The sequence below is a fragment of the Rufibacter hautae genome (assembly GCF_008271695.1).
In the GTDB taxonomy this organism is placed as follows: Bacteria; Bacteroidota; Bacteroidia; order Cytophagales; family Hymenobacteraceae; genus Nibribacter; species Nibribacter hautae.
The window spans coordinates 1-16,982 of sequence record NZ_VKKY01000001.1 but is presented as its reverse complement, the minus strand read 5'-3'; the positions used below and the strand labels follow the sequence as shown (position 1 = coordinate 16,982).

Genomic DNA, 16,982 nt, shown 5'->3' with positions numbered 1-16,982 from the left:
AAAAGCTTTGGGTATTTATACGAAATCAGGGGATGGGGTTACTCTGCTTAAGGTACTGAAAAGAACGATGTGTTTATACACGGATTTGTTGAAAATGGTTTTAAAACAGAAGAGCAGACCTAAAGTCTGCTCTTCTGTTTTCTTAGAGGTAAGTGCCGGGTAAAAGGTAATTCTGCACATAATCCTGAATGCCTTCCTCCAGGGTGTGGAAGGGTTTGTCATATCCTATGCTTTTCAGCTTGGCCATGTTGGCCTGGGTGTAGTACTGGTACTTGTCCCGGATGTCCTCGGGGGTGTCTTTGAAATCAATGTTGATGTCGGCGCCCATGGCGGTGAAGGTGTTGAAGGCCAGGTCCAGGAAGGTACGGGCCTCGCCGCTGCCCAGGTTGTAGATGCCCGAGTTCTTGCGGTGGTGCATGAGCCAGTACATCACGTCTACCACGTCTTTCACGTACACGAAATCGCGCATCTGCTTGCCGTCTTCGTAGTCTGGGTTGTGGGAACGGAACAAGGTAAGGCGGCCGCTTTCCTTGATGGAGTTGAAGGCGTGCATCACCACCGAGGCCATTCTGCCTTTGTGGTACTCGTTGGGTCCGTACACGTTGAAGAACTTCAGGCCTGCCCAGAAGAAAGGCTTGGCGGTTTGCTCCAGCGCCCAGATGTCAAAGTCGTTCTTGGACTCGCCGTAGGCATTGAGCGGCCGAAGCAGCGAGATGATGGATTCGTCATCATCATAGCCCAGGGTTCCGGAGCCGTAGGTAGCCGCCGAAGAAGCGTACACCAGCGGAATCTGGTACTCGCAGCAGGCGTTCCACATCTTTTTGGAGTAGTCCAAGTTCAGGAGATTGAGGACATCCAGGTTCGTTTCGGTGGTATCGGTGCGGGCGCCCAGGTGGAAAATGAACTCCACATCCTCGTAATTCTTGTCCAGCCAAGTGAAGAAATCGTGGCGGTCTACAAACTCCTTTATCTTTTTGCCTTCTACGTTAGGCAGCTTCTTCGCCACGGAAAAATTGTCTACCACCACTATGTCATTGAAATTGGCAGCATTGAGACGGGAAACAAGGCAACTGGCAATAAAACCGGCTGCTCCGGTGACTACTATCATGTATACAGAGGTTAAGTTGTGTGCAAAGCTACCCAAAGGTACGAAAGTTTTGAACTGTGGGCCGCCCCGATGTACGTGCCGGCCGAGGACGCAGATGTTCGTTTCTGGCCTCATTTCCGAAAAACACCCGTAAAACAGCTACTTCTTCCGCACTTCCATTTTCGTTTTGCGGCTGATTTCCCAAAAGGAGCTTAAATGCGAGTGGGGCAGGAGGGAGGCCGCGCTGTTTAAGCTATGGGCAAATCCTGTATCTTTGAGGCAGTCTACAGCATCTGCGCTTCGTGAAACAAACCAAATTCCTGCCTTTCTGGCTTCCCTTACGGCTCTTTGTGGGCCTATGGTGCTTCCTCTTGTTTTCTGCCTGTGATTCTAAAAAGGCCGTTGCCCCGGCTACTGCTGCGTTCCATACCGTCACCGATGACCTCGGCCGCAAGGTGAAACTTCCCGTGCAGCCGCGCCGCGTCATGGCTTTGGCCCCCTCCATGACCGAGATGCTTTTCGCCGTTGCTGATACCGCCACCATTGTAGGCCGTACCCAGAACTGCGATTTTCCGAAAGCCGTGCTTACCAAACCCGTGGTGAACAACTACCCCATGGATTACGAGAAGCTGATCTCCCTGAAACCCGAGGTGGTGTTCGCGACCGAAGGCATCATCTCCATGGAAGTGGCGGCGCAGGTAGAGAAACTAGGCATTCCCATCTATTTCCAAGCCTATGACAGCGTGGCTGATATTCTGCGAGGCCTCCGGAACCTTGGTTTTCTCCTGCACCGCCCGGAAAAAGGTAATGCCGTGGCAGACTCCCTCCAAGACCGCTTAAACCAACTTGCCGCTGATTCTGCCGCGGGTACCCGACCTCGTGTTTTGGCCATCACCTGGAAAGACCCCATCTACGTGTTCGGCCGCAACACCCTGCTCACTGATAAACTCCGCTTCGCCGGGGGCCAGAACGCCGTTACCGAAGTCTTCGCCCAACCCTACCCGGCGCTCACGCGCGAGTATATCCTCAAAATGAACCCAGAGGTGATCATCGGCGGCAGCTTTGAGCAGATGGAAAAGACGTTTTTCTCCTTGTACCCCGAGCTGCGCCGCATTAAAGCCTACCGGCAAAAGAGAATATTTGCCGTGACCGATGACCTTATGTCCCGGCCCAGCCCGCGGGTGGTGGAGGGCATTGCCGAGCTTAAAGCCGTCCTGCGGTGAGAAAGGCCCTGCCCATATTGCTGGGATTGCTGGTGCTGCTGATCTTGGGGCTTTTCCTGGGGTTGAAGGTGGGGAGCTTAGATACTTCCTATGCAACCGTTTTTGAGGCGCTTTTTGCATACGATGCCCAAAACGGCACGCATTACAGTATCCTCCATTTACGCTTGCCCCGCTTATTGTTGGCATTTTTAACGGGCGCTTCGCTGGCTTTTTCCGGGTACCTCATGCAGGCCTTGGTGAACAACGCCTTGGCAGATCCTTATCTCTTAGGCACGGCTTCGGGTGCTTCGCTGGGAGCCTCCTTCAGTTTTGTCCTTTTAACCGATCTCACTTTTATGGGCTTGTACCTGCCGCCGTTTTTCGCGTTGGTGGGTTCTTTTGCGGTGACGTTGGTAGTGGTATTGCTGGGCTCACGGCGTGGGCAGTTGGTTCCCAGTCAGATGCTGCTGGTGGGGGTGGCCCTGAGTTCTTTGCTCACCGCGTTGGTCAGCCTCATCATGTTTCTGTCAGATTCTGAAAGCCAGCTCAAATCGGTGGTGTTCTGGAGCATGGGCGGTTTTGAGAAGGCAGATTGGTCTAACCTGGGTTATCCGGCTACGGCGCTAGCCGCCGGGTTGGTCTTGTTTTTCTTTCTGCAACGGCATCTGAGCGTGCTGCTCTTAGGCGCCGACCGCGCTGAGACCCTGGGCGTGGACGTGCGGCTCATCCGGTGGCTTATGCTAGGGGCAATTTCGGTGGTGACGGGGTTTGCGGTGGCCTTCTCGGGACCGGTGGGGTTTGTGGGGCTCATGGTACCGCATATCACGCGGGCGTTGCTGGGTACCACCAATCGGTTCAACTTGATTGCCTGCGCCCTGGCCGGAGGTTTGTTTCTGGTGGTCTGCGATTTGATTTCCCGGTGGATTTATCCGCCGGCCGGCATGCCAGTTGGTATTGTAACTTCGTTCTTTGGTGTGCCTTTCTTCGTATATTTGCTGCGGAGAAAGAATTACCGATTCAGTTAATGGTATACGTAAGCAGATTAGAGCATTTCAACGCGGCGCATAAGCTGCATAATCCCAATTGGTCGCTGGCAAAGAACAAAGAAGTTTTTGGGCCTTGTGCAAACACCAACTGGCACGGGCACAACTATGAACTGATTGTAACGGTGAAGGGAAAGCCAGATCCTGATACAGGATTCGTGATTGATTTAAAGAAGCTGAGTACGCTCATAAGAGAGCACATCATCAAGAAAGTGGACCATAAAAACCTGAACATGGACGTGGCGTTCATGGAAGGCAAACTGGCCAGCACAGAAAACCTGGTTATGGAGTTCTGGAACATCCTCAATCCACTTATTCCTCGTATATCATCCAGCGCGCAGCTGCACAGTCTAAAGCTGTATGAGACCCCTCGTAACTTTGTGGAATATTTTGGAGAATAACGTACGATCAAACTACTAACGGAGGAAGAACAAGGCAAGATAAAGTATCTATATAGAACAATATCAGCGGATTAAAATCGTTTTGGCACAAACATTGTGTCTAGAGGAAGATATCGGCTGTTTCCTGTTCAAGCCCTGTTACTGTTCAGACACCACTCAATGAAATATTACATTATTGCCGGAGAACGCTCTGGAGACCTGCATGCCTCCAACCTGATCAAGCAATTGCATGAGCAAGATCCAGACGCGCACATCCGCTGCTGGGGCGGCGACATGATGGAGGCCGCAGGGGCAGAATTGGTGAAGCACTACCAGGAAATGGCCTTCATGGGTTTTCTGGAGGCTGCCAAGAACCTTTTCAAGATCAAGCGTTTTCTCAAAGAGTGTCAGGACGACCTGCTGGCGTATAAGCCCGATGTGGTGATTCTGGTGGATTATGCCGGTTTCAACATGCGCATCGCGAAGTTCGCGAAAGAGCACGGCCTCAAAGTCTTCTACTACATTTCCCCTAAAATCTGGGCCTGGAACCAGGGACGCGTGCACACCATCAAAAAACTGGTGGACAAGATGTTCGTGATCATGCCGTTTGAGAAGGACTTCTACCAGAAGTTTGACTACAAAACCGATTACGTGGGCAACCCGGTCTCTGATGCCGTGGCCGCGCATACCGTTAACCCCAATTTCCGGAAGGACAACGGACTGGATGAGCGCCCTATTATTGCGGTGCTTCCTGGTAGCCGGCAGCAGGAAATAGAGAACATCCTTTACATCATGCTTAGTATTCTGCCCCCGTTCCAGGATTACCAGTTTGTGGTGGCGGCGGTGAGCAACTTTGACCGGGAATACTACGAACACTTCAACCGGAAGCCCTTTATCAAGATCGTCTACGACCAAACTTACGATATTCTTGCTAACGCCGAGGCTGCTTTGGTGACTTCCGGGACAGCTACCCTGGAGACCGCTATGTTCAGCGTGCCGCAGGTAGTGTGCTATCGTACCAGTGCCGTTTCTTACTGGATTGGCCGTGCCGTGATCAAAGTGCCTTATATTTCCTTGGTGAACCTCATTGCCGGGCGCAAAGTAGTGCCGGAACTCATCCAGGGTGATATGAACGCGCAGAACCTGGTACGGGAACTGAAGAACATCCTGAACAACCCAAATGGCCGCGCCGCGCAACTGGAAGGCTACAAACACGTGCAGAATCTGATTGGCGACTTCAATACATCCCAGACCGCTGCCAAGCTGATGGTGCAGTACCTGAAAGGAGAACAGACTCCCCAAGTGGCTAGCCAACCTATGAAGACAGCCATTTAAGCTGCTTTTCTCAAAATTGGGCTTAAAACAATAAACCGTAAAAAGCGAAGGCCTCCCTTACCAAAGTAGGGGAGGCCTTCGCTTTTTACGGTTTAGAAAGAAATCCTTAAGCTACTTTCAGTTTCTTCACCGCTGATTTCTCAAACTTTTCGCGGGCGTAATCCAGGGTGATCACCAGGTCGGTGGTGCCGCCTTCGTGTTCCTCAGAAGGGAGGTCAAACATGGCGTCGGTCATGATGCCTTCACAGATGGAGCGCAGACCACGGGCACCCAATTTGTACTCGGCGGCTTTCTCTACAATGTACTCCAGGGTTTCCTCGGCAAACTCCAGGTTGATGTTCTCCATCTCAAACAGGCGCTTGTACTGCTTCACCAAGGAGTTCTTCGGCTCGGTGAGGATCAGGCGCAGGGTCTCGTTATCCAGTGGGTTCAAATGCGTCACCACCGGTAGGCGACCAATCAACTCAGGAATCAGACCGAATGATTTCAAATCTTGGGAGGTGATGTAGCGCAGGAAGTTCTCAGTATCCATTTTCTCCTCCAGGTTGGTAGAAGAGAACCCGATGGGCTTGGTGTTGAGGCGGCTCTTGATGAGGCGGTCAATGCCCACGAAAGCGCCTCCGCAGATGAACAGGATGTTCTCCGTGTTCACCGAGATCATTTTCTGCTCTGGGTGCTTCCGGCCTCCCTGTGGCGGAACGTTCACCGAGGTTCCTTCCAACAGTTTTAAGAGAGCCTGCTGTACGCCTTCCCCAGACACATCACGGGTGATAGAAGGGTTATCGCTTTTACGCGCAATTTTATCAATCTCGTCAATATACACGATGCCGCGCTCGGCTGCTTCAACGTTGTAATCAGCGGCTTGCAGCAGACGGGTCAGGATGCTTTCCACGTCCTCGCCCACGTAACCGGCCTCGGTGAGGACAGTGGCATCCGCAATACAGAACGGTACTTGCAGAACGCCGGCCAACATGCGGGCCAGGAAGGTTTTACCGGTTCCGGTTTCGCCTACCATGATGATGTTGGATTTCTCAATCACCACGTCATCGGTTTTGGGTTTCTGCATAAGGCGCTTGTAGTGGTTGTACACCGCTACAGACATCACCTTCTTGGCTTCGTCCTGGCCTACCACAAACTGATCAAGGTAGGTTTTCATCTCCCTTGGCTTGATCAGGTTGAATTTAGGCGCCCGGTTGGTGGCACGTAACCGGTTCTCCTCATTCAATATCTGCTGCGCCTGTCCAATGCAACGCTCACAGATATGCGCATTGATGCCTGAGATCATCACAGACACCTCTTTCTTATTTTTTCCGCAAAAGGAGCACGTTATTTCTGCCATAAACCGAAGAGTGGGATGTGTAGTATCCGGCCTTGAAGATCGCCGGGTACGACAAAGTTACAAAATTGGTTAGGCACTACGCCAAAATATTTTTGCACAAGTTATCCAACATGCGTCAGGAAGTGGTTGGAAGCGAGAGTATTATAAAATATAGCATATGTTGTATCTGATTGAAGCAGAATACGCTGTACTATACGAAGAAGCCCCCAGCAGCTGCAATCACCCCCAAACCTACCCTGAAAAAATCTTTGAAGGTGCTGAACCAGCCCGCTGTTTTGCGCCTTTTTTCAGGAATATACCCCTAAAACGTGGCGGCTTTCAGGAAAGTGCCTTTTGAAATTAATGAGAATTACAGTGCCGTTTTGCCTGGTTAATTGAAGTAAATACTACCGGAAAAAACGGAGCCCCATAAAAAAAGGCCCGCTACAGAGCAGGCCTTTTCAGAGTTGGAATAAACGGTTCGCTTATGCTTTATGGCGGGTCAATACCTCGTCAATAAGACCGTACTCCTTGGCTTCCTGGGCAATCATCCAGTAGTCACGGTCGCTGTCTTTGTCTACTTGTTCCACTGACTTACCGCTGTGGCTGGAGATGATCTCGTACAGCTCTTTCTTCAGCTTCAGGATCTCGCGGGCGGTGATCTCAATGTCTGAGGCCTGACCCTGGGTTCCACCCATTGGTTGGTGAATCATCACGCGGGCGTGCGGAAGGGCAGAGCGCTTGTCTTTGGCGCCGCCGCAAAGCAACACCGCACCCATGGAGGCTGCCAAACCGGTACAGATGGTGGCTACGTCCGGCTGCACATACTGCATGGTGTCATAGATTCCCAGACCAGCGTACACAGACCCACCCGGGCTGTTGATGTACAGCAAAATGTCCTTCTTGGAATCCACACTCTCCAGGAACAGCAACTGGGCAGTGATGATGTTGGCGATATAATCATCTACCTGGGTGCCCAGGAAAATGATACGGTCTACCATTAGGCGGGAGAATACGTCAATCTCACGGAAATTGGTAGGTCTTTCCTCAATCACAGAACGCGTCATGCTGGTAGGCTGCATGCTGGTTTTGCTTTCAATGTGGGTGAGGTATTGGTCAACGCCCAGGCCACTCATGCCCAAGCCGTGCACGGCAAATTTTCTGAATTCGTCTTTAGTATACATAAGGGTTCTGTTTAGATGCCTTAACTTAAAAAGAAACGCGATGGTTACAAGAATAACCAGACAGGGCAAACTGGGTTTACCCGTTCTGGGGTTGTTTTCCTAAAATCAGGCCAAAAACAAATAATGGGTTTTTACTGCCATTATGGCCGATGACGGGGCAGGAGGCGTTCTCTCTACTTCTCTGAGTTCATGCCCGGGGAGGGCCAATGCGTGCCGTCTTTTGCGTACCGCCAGGTGCGTACCGCGGTTCAAGATAAAGGATTTTCGTGAAGAATACCCTCCATGCTGTTTTTCACCACTAACGTCCACTTCCTTTCAGGGAAGATGTGCTCTTTTATTCGTGCCGCGAAGTACCTATTGGAAACAAAAAAGTCCTTACTGTAGGTAAGGACTTTTCTGTTTCTAGGAAGTAGTACCGCTTACGCGCCTACTTTGTTGCGGAATTCCTCAGCAGATACGGTGTTTTCTGTGATGGTGATTTTGTCTTTCACAAACTCCAGCACTCTCTCAGCTACCAGCGCCTCGTACTCATTCACGAAGTTACGGCCGTTGTTTTGCTTCAAGTGGTTGTCCAGGAAGTTGTTGAAGGTGGCTTCCATTTCTTCTGGCACCTCTGGCATGTTGAACTGAGCCATCATTTTCTGACGCGCGCTGTTCACCACATCTTCATTGGCTACTTTGATGTCATTCTCTTCCACCACTTTGTTGCGGATCATAGACCACTTCAGCTCTTTCACATACTGGTCGTAGAACTCGTCAATCTGCTCCGTGGTGATTTTGCCTTCGTTCGTATCGGCTAACCAGCGCTTGAAGAACTCAGTAGGGATCTCAATGGAAGATTTCTCCACCAGTTGGTCTATCACGTCGCGGTCCAGCACGTTTACGGCCTCACGGTCATAGTTCTCTTTGATCACCTCGCGTACTTTGGCGTCAAACTCTTCCTGCGTGGTCACGTTGCCTTGCCCGAAGATCTTGTCGAAGAACTCCTGGTTCATCTCGGCTGGCTCTGTGCGGTTGATTTTCTCTACCGTGAACGTGAATTGGCCATTCAGGTCTTTGGTAACGTCTTTGCTTAAGCCGGTTACGTGGGCCAAAGCGGCATCATCGCCAAACGCTTCGCGGATGTCAAAGGTGATGGTGTCACCTGGCTTCACGCCCACAAACGTCTCCACACCAGCTACCACTTTGTTGATAGGCAACAGGGTCTTAGTCTCAAACTCACCGTCTACTTGCTTCAGGTCGCCGTACAGGTAATCGTTGGCCTCAGAAACCTCAGGGTTGGTAGTTTGTCCAAACTGGCGCTGCATCTGCTCGTAAGCCTCGTCAACTGTGGTTTGGTCCACCTCGATGTCATATTTCTGGACAGACACCTCGTTCAAAGGCAGCTCAAACTCTGGCAGCAAGCCCACGGCATAGCTGAATTCAAATTCTTTCTGGTTGTCCCAGTCAATGGCGTTCTCATCCTGACGATCCGGGAGCGGCTCGCCCAGGATACGCAGTTTGTTGTCTTTGATGTAGTTGTTTACAGACTCGTGCAGCAACTGGTTGATGGACTCTACCAAAATGCCTTTGCCGTACATCTTACGGATCAAACCAGCAGGAACCTTACCCGGGCGGAAACCTTTGATGTTGGCTTTCTTGCTGTATTCTTTGATTTGCTCGTCTACACGGGCGGCGTAGTCGGCCTCTTGCAGGCTAACTTTTAGGCTGGCATTCTGGCCATCGGTTTGATTGAGGGTGATATTCAAAGCTATCAGAGTTTAATTGTGCTACGGTTAAATTGAAAAAACCCCCAACCCCGGTTGGGATTGAGGGTTTGACTTGTGCGGATGGAGGGACTCGAACCCCCATGCCTCGCAGCGCTAGATCCTAAGTCTAGTGCGTCTACCAATTTCGCCACATCCGCATCAATGTGTTTTTGTATTTGGTGCTGCAAATGTAGCAAACTCTTTTTTGTTTATGCAACTCTCTTTCGTTTTTTTTGTTGAAATTTATAAAAAAGAGGTCAGAAACGCGTTGGCATTTGCCAGACCCCCGTTTTTGATGTACCTACCCGTATGATTGATCACGAAGCAGAACGGAAAGAGATTCTGCGCCATTACCGAAAGTTACTGCGGCACGCCAAGCCTTTTCTGAAGGACAACGACGCCAAGATCATAAAAAAGGCTTTTAATACCTCGTTGGAGGCGCACAAAGACATGCGCCGCAAGTCTGGCGAGCCGTACATTCTGCACCCCTTGGCCGTGGCCCAGATTGCCGTGGAGGAGATTGGCCTAGGAACCACTTCCATTGTGGCGGCCCTGCTGCACGATGTGGTGGAAGACACTGATCTGGAGATTGCAGACATTGAACGCGACTTCGGGCCCAGCGTAGCCCGCATCATTGAAGGCTTGACCAAGATTTCCGGTGTATTTGAGTACGGCACCTCGCAACAGGCCGAGAACTTTAGAAAAATGCTGCTCACGCTCTCAGATGATGTGCGCGTGATCCTGATCAAACTGGCCGACCGCCTGCACAACATGCGGACGCTGGGCAGCATGGCCCGTGATAAGCAGCTCAAGATTGCCTCTGAGACCATGTACCTGTATGCCCCACTGGCGCACCGCCTGGGTCTGTATGCCATTAAGTCTGAGTTGGAGGACCTGCACCTGAAGTACACCGATACGGAGACCTATAAGTTTATCTCCAACAAAATCAGGCAGACCAAAGCGGCCCGCAGCAAGTTCATCGCAGATTTTATTGGTCCGGTGGAGGAAGAACTGCGGCGCCAGGGCTTCACCGATTTTGAGGTGAAAGGACGGCCCAAGTCCATCTACTCCATCCTCAAAAAGATGAAGAAGCAGAATGTCACCTTTGAGGAGATCTATGACCTGTTCGCCATCCGGATTATCTTGAACGTGCCCTATGAGCAGGAGAAACCCGTCTGTTGGCGGGTCTATTCCATCGTGACGGACTTCTACCAGCCTAACCCAGACCGCCTGCGCGACTGGATCAGTACACCCAAAGCCAACGGTTACGAGGCCCTGCACACCACGGTGATGAGCAAGACCGGGCAGTGGGTGGAGGTGCAGATCAGGACCAAACGCATGGACGACATCGCGGAGCGCGGGTACGCCGCCCACTGGAAATACAAAACCGGCAGCAACGGGCCCTCTGAGTCTGGTCTAGACAACTGGATTAACAAGGTGCGCGACATGCTGGACGTGAACAACACCAATGCCATTGAGTTCCTGGACGAGTTCCGGACGAACCTGTTTGTGGAGGAGGTGTTTGTGTTTACGCCCAAAGGCGAGCTCATCATCTTGCCGGACCGTGCCACCGCTTTGGACCTTGCTTTCGAAATACACACCCAAATCGGTTATCAAAGCCTGGGCGCGAAGGTGAACCAGAAGCTGGTGCCGCTCAGTTATCGGCTGCATAACGGAGACCAGGTGGAGATCCTGACCTCGCAGAAGCAGAAACCTACCGGCGAGTGGCTCAAGTTTGTGACCACCTCCAAAGCCCGTTCCAAGATTAAGGAGTTCCTGCGCGAGGAACGCAAAGGCAAAGCCGAGGAAGGACGTCAGCAGGTAATAGACCGGCTGCAACTCTTGTCTATTGAGCCGTCGGCGGCGAACCTTAATCGGTTGGCGGCCTATTTCAACGCTTCCTCTTTGCAGGATTTCTTTTACCGCGTGGCGGTGAACCTCATTGACCTTAAGGAGATAAAAGAATACATCTTCAATCCGCAGAGCGAAAAATACCGCCCGGCGTCTTTGCTGGTGGGTTCTACCTTTGACAAAGAAGTGGAGAAAATCAGGGGCGTGAACTCGCAGCTGCTGGTGATTGGCGGCGGCACGGATAAGATTGACTACGAACTGGCCAATTGCTGTAATCCTATCCCCGGCGATGACGTGTTTGGTTTCCAGACGGTAGATCATGGGATTACCATCCACCGGACCACCTGCCCTAAAGCGGTGGAGCTGATGTCTAACTACGGGCACCGCATTGTGAAGGCCAAATGGACGGGGCAGCAGGAGCTTTCCTTCCTGGCCGGCATCACCCTCAAAGGCACCGATAGGGTGGGGCTGGTGAATGACGTAACCAAGATCATCTCTAATTCTTTGAAGGTGAACATGCGCTCTATCACCATTGACTCGCATGACGGTGTGTTTGAAGGCCGCCTGATGGTGTTTGTGAATGATACCGCACAATTGGAAAAACTAATCCAGAAATTGTTGAAAGTAAACGGTGTGCTAAGCGTAGACCGATTTGACTCTTAGTAATTAGATGAACCTAGTTGTAATATGAACTTTAAGAGTCAAATGAAATTCCTTTATCTAATTCTATTGCTCTTTCTTTTGAGTTGCAATGCCAGCAGCCAGGCACCAAAGAATAAGAAACTGCTTAGCGCCCTAAGTGATCATAACCTTAAAGGGAGGGGAAACCTCGTGGCAATCACTCCTAATGAGTTCAGACTGGATTATTACGACATCCATGAAGAAGATAGTCACCTTGAGTATTTGAATGCAAAAGGTTATCAGGGAGGTGGACCTAGTTGGTTGGGGATTATCTACGGAGCTATTCAAATGTCAGACCCGACTATCGAATCCAAAATCAGATTTGATGATGAAGCCGAAGGACTAGCCATTTGGAGCTCTGACAAAGAAAGTCTGGAAAAAGTGAGCAGGTTGATTTCTGTGGTGAAATCAGACGAGAGTATCTTGTTAAAAGCTATTGAAGTAGCAGGCCAAGCCGGACAAATGGAGTGAGTAAAACTTTGTACAGCTTAATGTAATCGCTAGTAGCGACCATTGGCTATTCATTATAAGCAGCTGTGTAAAAGGAAAGCCTCCCAAATTTGGGAGGCTTTCCTTTTACACAGCTGAAGTGAGATAGTTGCTTTCTGTTTTGGGCCTGGTTTCTGAAAAGGGGCCAGAAAACGACTTAGTCAGAAGAAGCTTTTAATCTTTAAAGGTTAAAACTTATAGCTCAGGCCAAGGGTGATGTGAGACATAGGGCCGGTCTCAAGTTCCAGGTGGGCGCCTACGTTCTCGGTGAAGAAGTAACGAGCACCAGCCAGTACGCCAACTTTCACTTCTCCTTCAGAGGCACTACCATAGTAATAAGAGTCATAGTTTACTTTGGTTCTGGCGTAGCCAAGATTTAAGCCTGCATAAGTGTCTAATTTCTCGTTTTTGGCTAGATCAATGTGATAGGCACCTTTCGCCCCGAAGTACATCACTGTCCATTTGTAGTCGCCTTCTCCCCATTTATAGTGTGAGTAAGAGAAAACCCCGCCTACCCCAATGGTTCCGGGGCCGGCGGCCACGTTCAATCCTCTCTCATAAGAGAAAGTGAGGGGCATAAGTCTGCTTCCGCCTTTAGGGTAATCCAAGTTGTGGACTAAACCAATTCCGAATGAGATCACGTTAGACCCACCCCCGAAAGCGGCTGAAGCCTGTCTTTTGGTTTCTGCCGGGCTGACTACCTCGGGAGTTGGGGCTGGAGCAGCAGCGGCGGTTTCCACTGGTTTCACCGGAGCGGCAGAGGCAACGGTTTTAGCTGGGGCTTTTTTAGTGGAAGCAGCGGCGGTTGATTTTCTTGTGGTGGCGGAAGCGGAATATGTTTTTGGTTTGGCAGTAGCCGCAGTGGCGGTTTTTGCCTTCGCCGGAGTAGCAGTAGCTGTGGTTTTCGCTTTGGTCTGCGTAGAAGTAGACGTTTTTGTTTTGGTTTGCGCCGATACAGCCAATGAAGCTAAACAAACTAGACCAGTTAGGGTAAGCGAGCGCATGCCTTGCAAAAAGGTTGAATTTTTCATAATCGTAATTTTCAGAAAGGGTTAAAGATTCTTGAAGGGTTAAAATTTCTTGGAGGAGTATGAGAATGTATGAAAGGCCTTTCTTAACAATTCTTATTTCGTGTTCCTGTTCTTTAGACACAGTGAAATGGACTAACCCCTACTTTGGCGAGTTAATATTTGATTGTTTTGGATGAACCCATTAATTCAAAGGATGAAATGGGCGAAACAGATACTGAAATGGCAAGAGGAAAATGGGTGGATTTCGGTTTTCCTGTTTTTCTGGTGATTTCCTAAAACAAGGCTTTAAACAGAAATGGGCAAGCCTTTCCTAGCAGAAGAGGCACAAGCAGGAAATGAGACTTGTCCTTACTCGTTCCTTAGTTGAAGTGACTAGATGCCGGCAAGCCCTGAGAAAAAGCTACCGGCATTAGTTTTTCTGGATTTGCTTTTTAGGGGTGTTTTTAGCATTCCCACGTAAAACCTGTTAAGTTTGTAGCAGAAGAAGGCGTATGGCACTAGATGAATTGAAATTCATGGAGGTGAAGAAAATATTCACCGCCTATTTAGAAAGCAAGGGTCTCCGGAAAACCCCGGAGCGCTATGCTATATTAGAAGAGATCTATTCGCGCACCGGTCATTTTGATGTAGAGTCGCTTTACATCAGCATGAAAAACAAGAATTACCAAGTAAGCCGGGCAACCGTATACAACACCTTAGATCTACTGGTAGAAAACGATCTGGTAAGCAAACACCAGTTTGGGCGTAACCTGGCCCAGTATGAGAAATCATATGGCCGCCGCCAGCATGACCACGTCATTTGTACCGAATGCCACAAAGTGGTGGAGTTCTGTGACCCACGGGTGCACAACATCCAGACCATGGTGGGGGATCTGCTTAATTTTAATATTCTGCACCACTCCCTAAATTTGTACGGTATCTGTGGTGACTGCCAGGCCAAACTAAACGCACCCATCCATGAAAATTGACCACACGTTAGACAACAACATCCTGATCATTCGGCTGGAGGGCGACATGATTGGAGGACCTGAGACCCAGCGCCTCATGGACCTGGCCAACAATACCATTGATGATGCCTTGCTGCTATCCGCAGTAGACCTGTCCAATGTGCGGTTCATTAACAGCACCGGCATTGGCGTGTTGGTTTCCCTTTTAACCAAATTCAGGAACCGCGGTGGGGAGCTTATTCTCATCAACCCCTCAGAGCACATTCGTAAGTTATTAATAATCACAAAACTGAGCGCCATCTTTACCATTGCCGAGGATGATACCAAGGCCGTTCAGCTTCTTAAAGAATCAGTTTAAATGCCAGTTGACATTTTAGTAGGCCTCCAGTGGGGCGATGAAGGAAAAGGTAAGATCGTTGATGTACTTGCTCCTCAGTATGACGTGGTAGCCCGTTTCCAGGGCGGCCCTAATGCCGGACACACCCTTGAGTTTGAGGGAACCAAGCACGTGCTTCACCAAATACCTTCCGGTATCTTTCATGAGCACATCACCAATATCATTGGCAATGGCGTTGTGCTAGACCCAATCGTATTCCGTACGGAGGTAGAGAAACTGACCGCCCGCGGCGTGGATGCTACCCGCAACCTGTTCATCTCCAAAAAAGCACAGTTGATTTTGCCGTCGCATAAAAGCCTGGACAGAATCTCTGAGGAGGCTTTAGGTACTTCCAAGATCGGGTCTACCCAAAAAGGAATCGGGCCGGCTTACCAAGACAAGATTGGACGTAGCGGTTTGCGGGTAGGAGACATCCTGCAACCTGATTTCCAGGAGCGCTACCAGGCCACGGTAGCCAAGCACCAGAAAATAGCCTCTTTTTACCAAAAGGACTTAGAAATAGAAGAACTGGAGCAACAGTTCTTTAGTGCCATTGACTTCCTGCGCACCTTTACGTTGGTAGATTCAGAGTACATGATTAACCAGGCTCTGAAGGATGGCAAGAAAATCTTGGCCGAAGGCGCTCAGGGCTCTCTCTTAGATATTGACTTCGGAACATATCCGTTTGTGACCTCTTCCAATACCTTGGTAGCGGGTGCCTGTACTGGCTTGGGCATTGCCCCTCGTCATATAGGAGAAGTATATGGTATCTTTAAGGCCTACTGCACCCGTGTAGGAAGTGGACCGTTCCCCACCGAACTTCATGACGAAGTAGGGGAGAGAATTCGCCAAGCCGGAAGAGAGTTCGGATCCACCACTGGACGTCCCCGCCGCTGCGGCTGGATAGATCTCCCAACCCTGAAGTATGCTATTATGCTCAATGGCGTAACGCAGCTAAACATGATGAAGGCAGATGTGCTGGATGACTTTGAGGAGATCAGTGTCTGCACTCACTATAAATTGGCTGACGGTACTGTTACCGACCAAGTGCCTCACGATTTAGATAAGACTGACCTTACACCAGTGTACATCACCATGAAAGGTTGGGGCGAAGAGCTGCGGAAATATGAAGCCTACAATGAACTCCCTAAGGCAATACTTGAATACGTTGCTTACCTAGAAGAGCAATTAGAAGTAAGTGTGAACATCATCAGCGTAGGTCCAGATAGAAAGAGTACTCTGGTAAAGTAATAGCTAGATACAATATGAAAAGAAGGCAAGGTGGCGATCACCTTGCCTTCTTTGTTTATAAGGAACTGAGATCTGGGAGCAGGGTATAAACAAGCTACCTAAAAAAGGATGCAGCCACTTTTTAGAAAACCTTTATTCTTGGGGAACTTCTGACTACCCGTTCTTGGTTTCACTTGAGGCTCCGGTCGGGAGCCGGCCCGGTGAGATAAAAGGTAAAAACCTTCCCAACCCTAGAACTTCGGGGCACCCACCTGCGGTTACACGGGAGGCTCCGGACGGGACCTGCTCCGAAAAGGCGAAGCAAAGAAAATATTTCCTGTGTGGAACTACTTGGCCGCCAAGGTGGTTACGTCTCAGGCCTCGGCAGGGAACCAGGAGAAGGAGCCTTCTCTTAAAGAAAGCGTTTGGAAACCCAAAAAGGTTTTCTACCTTTGCAGCCCGCTCGACAGGAGAGGGAAGCAGAACATAGGATAGCCGCAGGGCAGAGAAAAAAGTTTTCCGCGGGTATTGCGGAAAGGAAACTTCTTCTTACCTTTGCACTCCCTTCCGAGAGGAGGCCTTCACCAACAGGGTGGAGGAAGAAAACGAAAAAAAAACTTTTGCTGAACACTTGCGAAGAGAGAGGTTCTTCTTACCTTTGCACCCCGCTTCGACGATAAGCTTTCGGGTTTGGAAACGGAGCTTCTCTTCGTCGGTTGGATAAAGAGGAGAAGAAAAAAAAGTTTTAAAAAGCATTGCGAAGAGAAAGAAAGTTCTTACCTTTGCACCCGCTTCTCAAACGAAGCGCAACGAAACGACTTCGCTGACAGAGCGAGGGAGAAAAAAAAGAGAGAAAAAAGTTGCCTGGGGGCTTGGAAACAAAGATTTGTTCCTTACCTTTGCAGCCCCTTCCGGAAGGAAGGGAAACGAACCGGAGAGCGGTTCGCTAGTCGCCGGCGACAGGCCGGTGGGAGGTTCTTTGAGTGAATGGGATAGATAGGAAAAGAAAACATAGACACTATATATTATGTAGCGTCTAGGGAAGAAGTGAAGCGTATCGGCGGTCGATGTCAGACAAAA

14 protein-coding genes and 1 tRNA gene are annotated in these 16,982 nt (G+C 50.0%); 9 read left to right on the top strand and 6 right to left on the bottom strand.

Features of this window, described 5'->3' with window-relative positions:
- Positions 1–142 precede the first annotated feature (142 nt).
- On the bottom strand, positions 143–1,108 hold the full coding sequence (gene rfaD, locus FOA19_RS00075; RefSeq protein ID WP_149088768.1) for an ADP-glyceromanno-heptose 6-epimerase: 966 nt from the start codon (positions 1,106–1,108) through the stop codon (positions 143–145).
- A 281-nt stretch (positions 1,109–1,389) separates the two neighbouring features.
- Here rfaD and FOA19_RS00070 point away from each other — a divergent pair, with 281 nt between their 5' ends.
- From FOA19_RS00070 to lpxB, 4 genes are all read left to right on the top strand, one after another.
- Positions 1,390–2,310, top strand: coding sequence for an ABC transporter substrate-binding protein (locus FOA19_RS00070; protein WP_223808657.1), 921 nt, complete (start codon positions 1,390–1,392; stop codon positions 2,308–2,310).
- Entirely contained in the window at positions 2,307–3,314 is a 1,008-nt protein-coding gene (locus FOA19_RS00065; RefSeq protein WP_149088767.1) for a FecCD family ABC transporter permease, read from the top strand. Before FOA19_RS00070 ends, FOA19_RS00065 begins: the two co-directional genes overlap by 4 nt.
- Entirely contained in the window at positions 3,314–3,733 is a 420-nt protein-coding gene (locus tag FOA19_RS00060; protein WP_149088766.1) for a 6-pyruvoyl trahydropterin synthase family protein, read from the top strand. Before FOA19_RS00065 ends, FOA19_RS00060 begins: the two co-directional genes overlap by 1 nt.
- A gap of 159 nt (positions 3,734–3,892) precedes the next feature.
- Positions 3,893–5,047, top strand: a complete 1,155-nt coding sequence (gene lpxB / locus FOA19_RS00055) for a lipid-A-disaccharide synthase (protein ID WP_149088765.1) — start codon at positions 3,893–3,895, stop codon at positions 5,045–5,047.
- 106 nt (positions 5,048–5,153) lie between these two features.
- Here lpxB and clpX read toward each other — a convergent pair whose 3' ends face one another.
- The 4 genes from clpX to FOA19_RS00035 form a co-directional block, all read right to left on the bottom strand.
- The gene (gene clpX / locus FOA19_RS00050; protein ID WP_149088764.1) at positions 5,154–6,386 is read right to left on the bottom strand and encodes an ATP-dependent Clp protease ATP-binding subunit ClpX; all 1,233 of its coding nucleotides are present in this window, start codon (positions 6,384–6,386) and stop codon (positions 5,154–5,156) included.
- A 464-nt stretch (positions 6,387–6,850) separates the two neighbouring features.
- A complete protein-coding gene (locus FOA19_RS00045) occupies positions 6,851–7,549 on the bottom strand; it encodes a ClpP family protease (RefSeq protein WP_149088763.1) in 699 nt (232 codons plus the stop codon).
- Between the two features lie 419 nt (positions 7,550–7,968).
- A complete protein-coding gene (tig, locus tag FOA19_RS00040; protein WP_149088762.1) occupies positions 7,969–9,297 on the bottom strand; it encodes a trigger factor in 1,329 nt (442 codons plus the stop codon).
- Positions 9,298–9,373: 76 nt separating this feature from the next.
- A tRNA-Leu gene (locus FOA19_RS00035) sits at positions 9,374–9,455 on the bottom strand.
- A gap of 151 nt (positions 9,456–9,606) precedes the next feature.
- Here FOA19_RS00035 and FOA19_RS00030 point away from each other — a divergent pair.
- Positions 9,607–11,811, top strand: a complete 2,205-nt coding sequence (locus FOA19_RS00030; protein ID WP_149088761.1) for a RelA/SpoT family protein — start codon at positions 9,607–9,609, stop codon at positions 11,809–11,811.
- A 24-nt stretch (positions 11,812–11,835) separates the two neighbouring features.
- Positions 11,836–12,300 carry an Imm51 family immunity protein gene (locus FOA19_RS00025; protein ID WP_149088760.1) on the top strand — a complete coding sequence of 155 codons (465 nt, stop codon included), beginning with the start codon at positions 11,836–11,838 and terminating at the stop codon, positions 12,298–12,300.
- Positions 12,301–12,506: 206 nt separating this feature from the next.
- On the opposite strand, the gene FOA19_RS00020 is transcribed toward FOA19_RS00025, so the two are convergent.
- Complete coding sequence (locus FOA19_RS00020) at positions 12,507–13,349, bottom strand: outer membrane protein (RefSeq protein ID WP_149088759.1); 843 nt, start codon at positions 13,347–13,349, stop codon at positions 12,507–12,509.
- A 491-nt stretch (positions 13,350–13,840) separates the two neighbouring features.
- On the opposite strand from FOA19_RS00020, the gene FOA19_RS00015 reads away from it, so the two are divergent.
- Genes FOA19_RS00015 through FOA19_RS00005 form a run of 3 tightly spaced genes read left to right on the top strand, consistent with a single transcriptional unit; the run spans position 13,841 to position 15,923 of the window.
- Positions 13,841–14,317, top strand: coding sequence for a Fur family transcriptional regulator (locus tag FOA19_RS00015; protein ID WP_149088758.1), 477 nt, complete (start codon positions 13,841–13,843; stop codon positions 14,315–14,317).
- Positions 14,307–14,654 (top strand): STAS domain-containing protein, encoded by a 348-nt coding sequence (locus FOA19_RS00010; RefSeq protein ID WP_149088757.1) that lies wholly within the window; start codon positions 14,307–14,309, stop codon positions 14,652–14,654. The genes FOA19_RS00015 and FOA19_RS00010 overlap by 11 nt, the downstream gene beginning before the upstream one ends.
- The gene (locus tag FOA19_RS00005; RefSeq protein ID WP_149088756.1) at positions 14,655–15,923 is read left to right on the top strand and encodes an adenylosuccinate synthase; all 1,269 of its coding nucleotides are present in this window, start codon (positions 14,655–14,657) and stop codon (positions 15,921–15,923) included.
- The last annotated feature ends 1,059 nt before the right edge of the window (positions 15,924–16,982 follow it).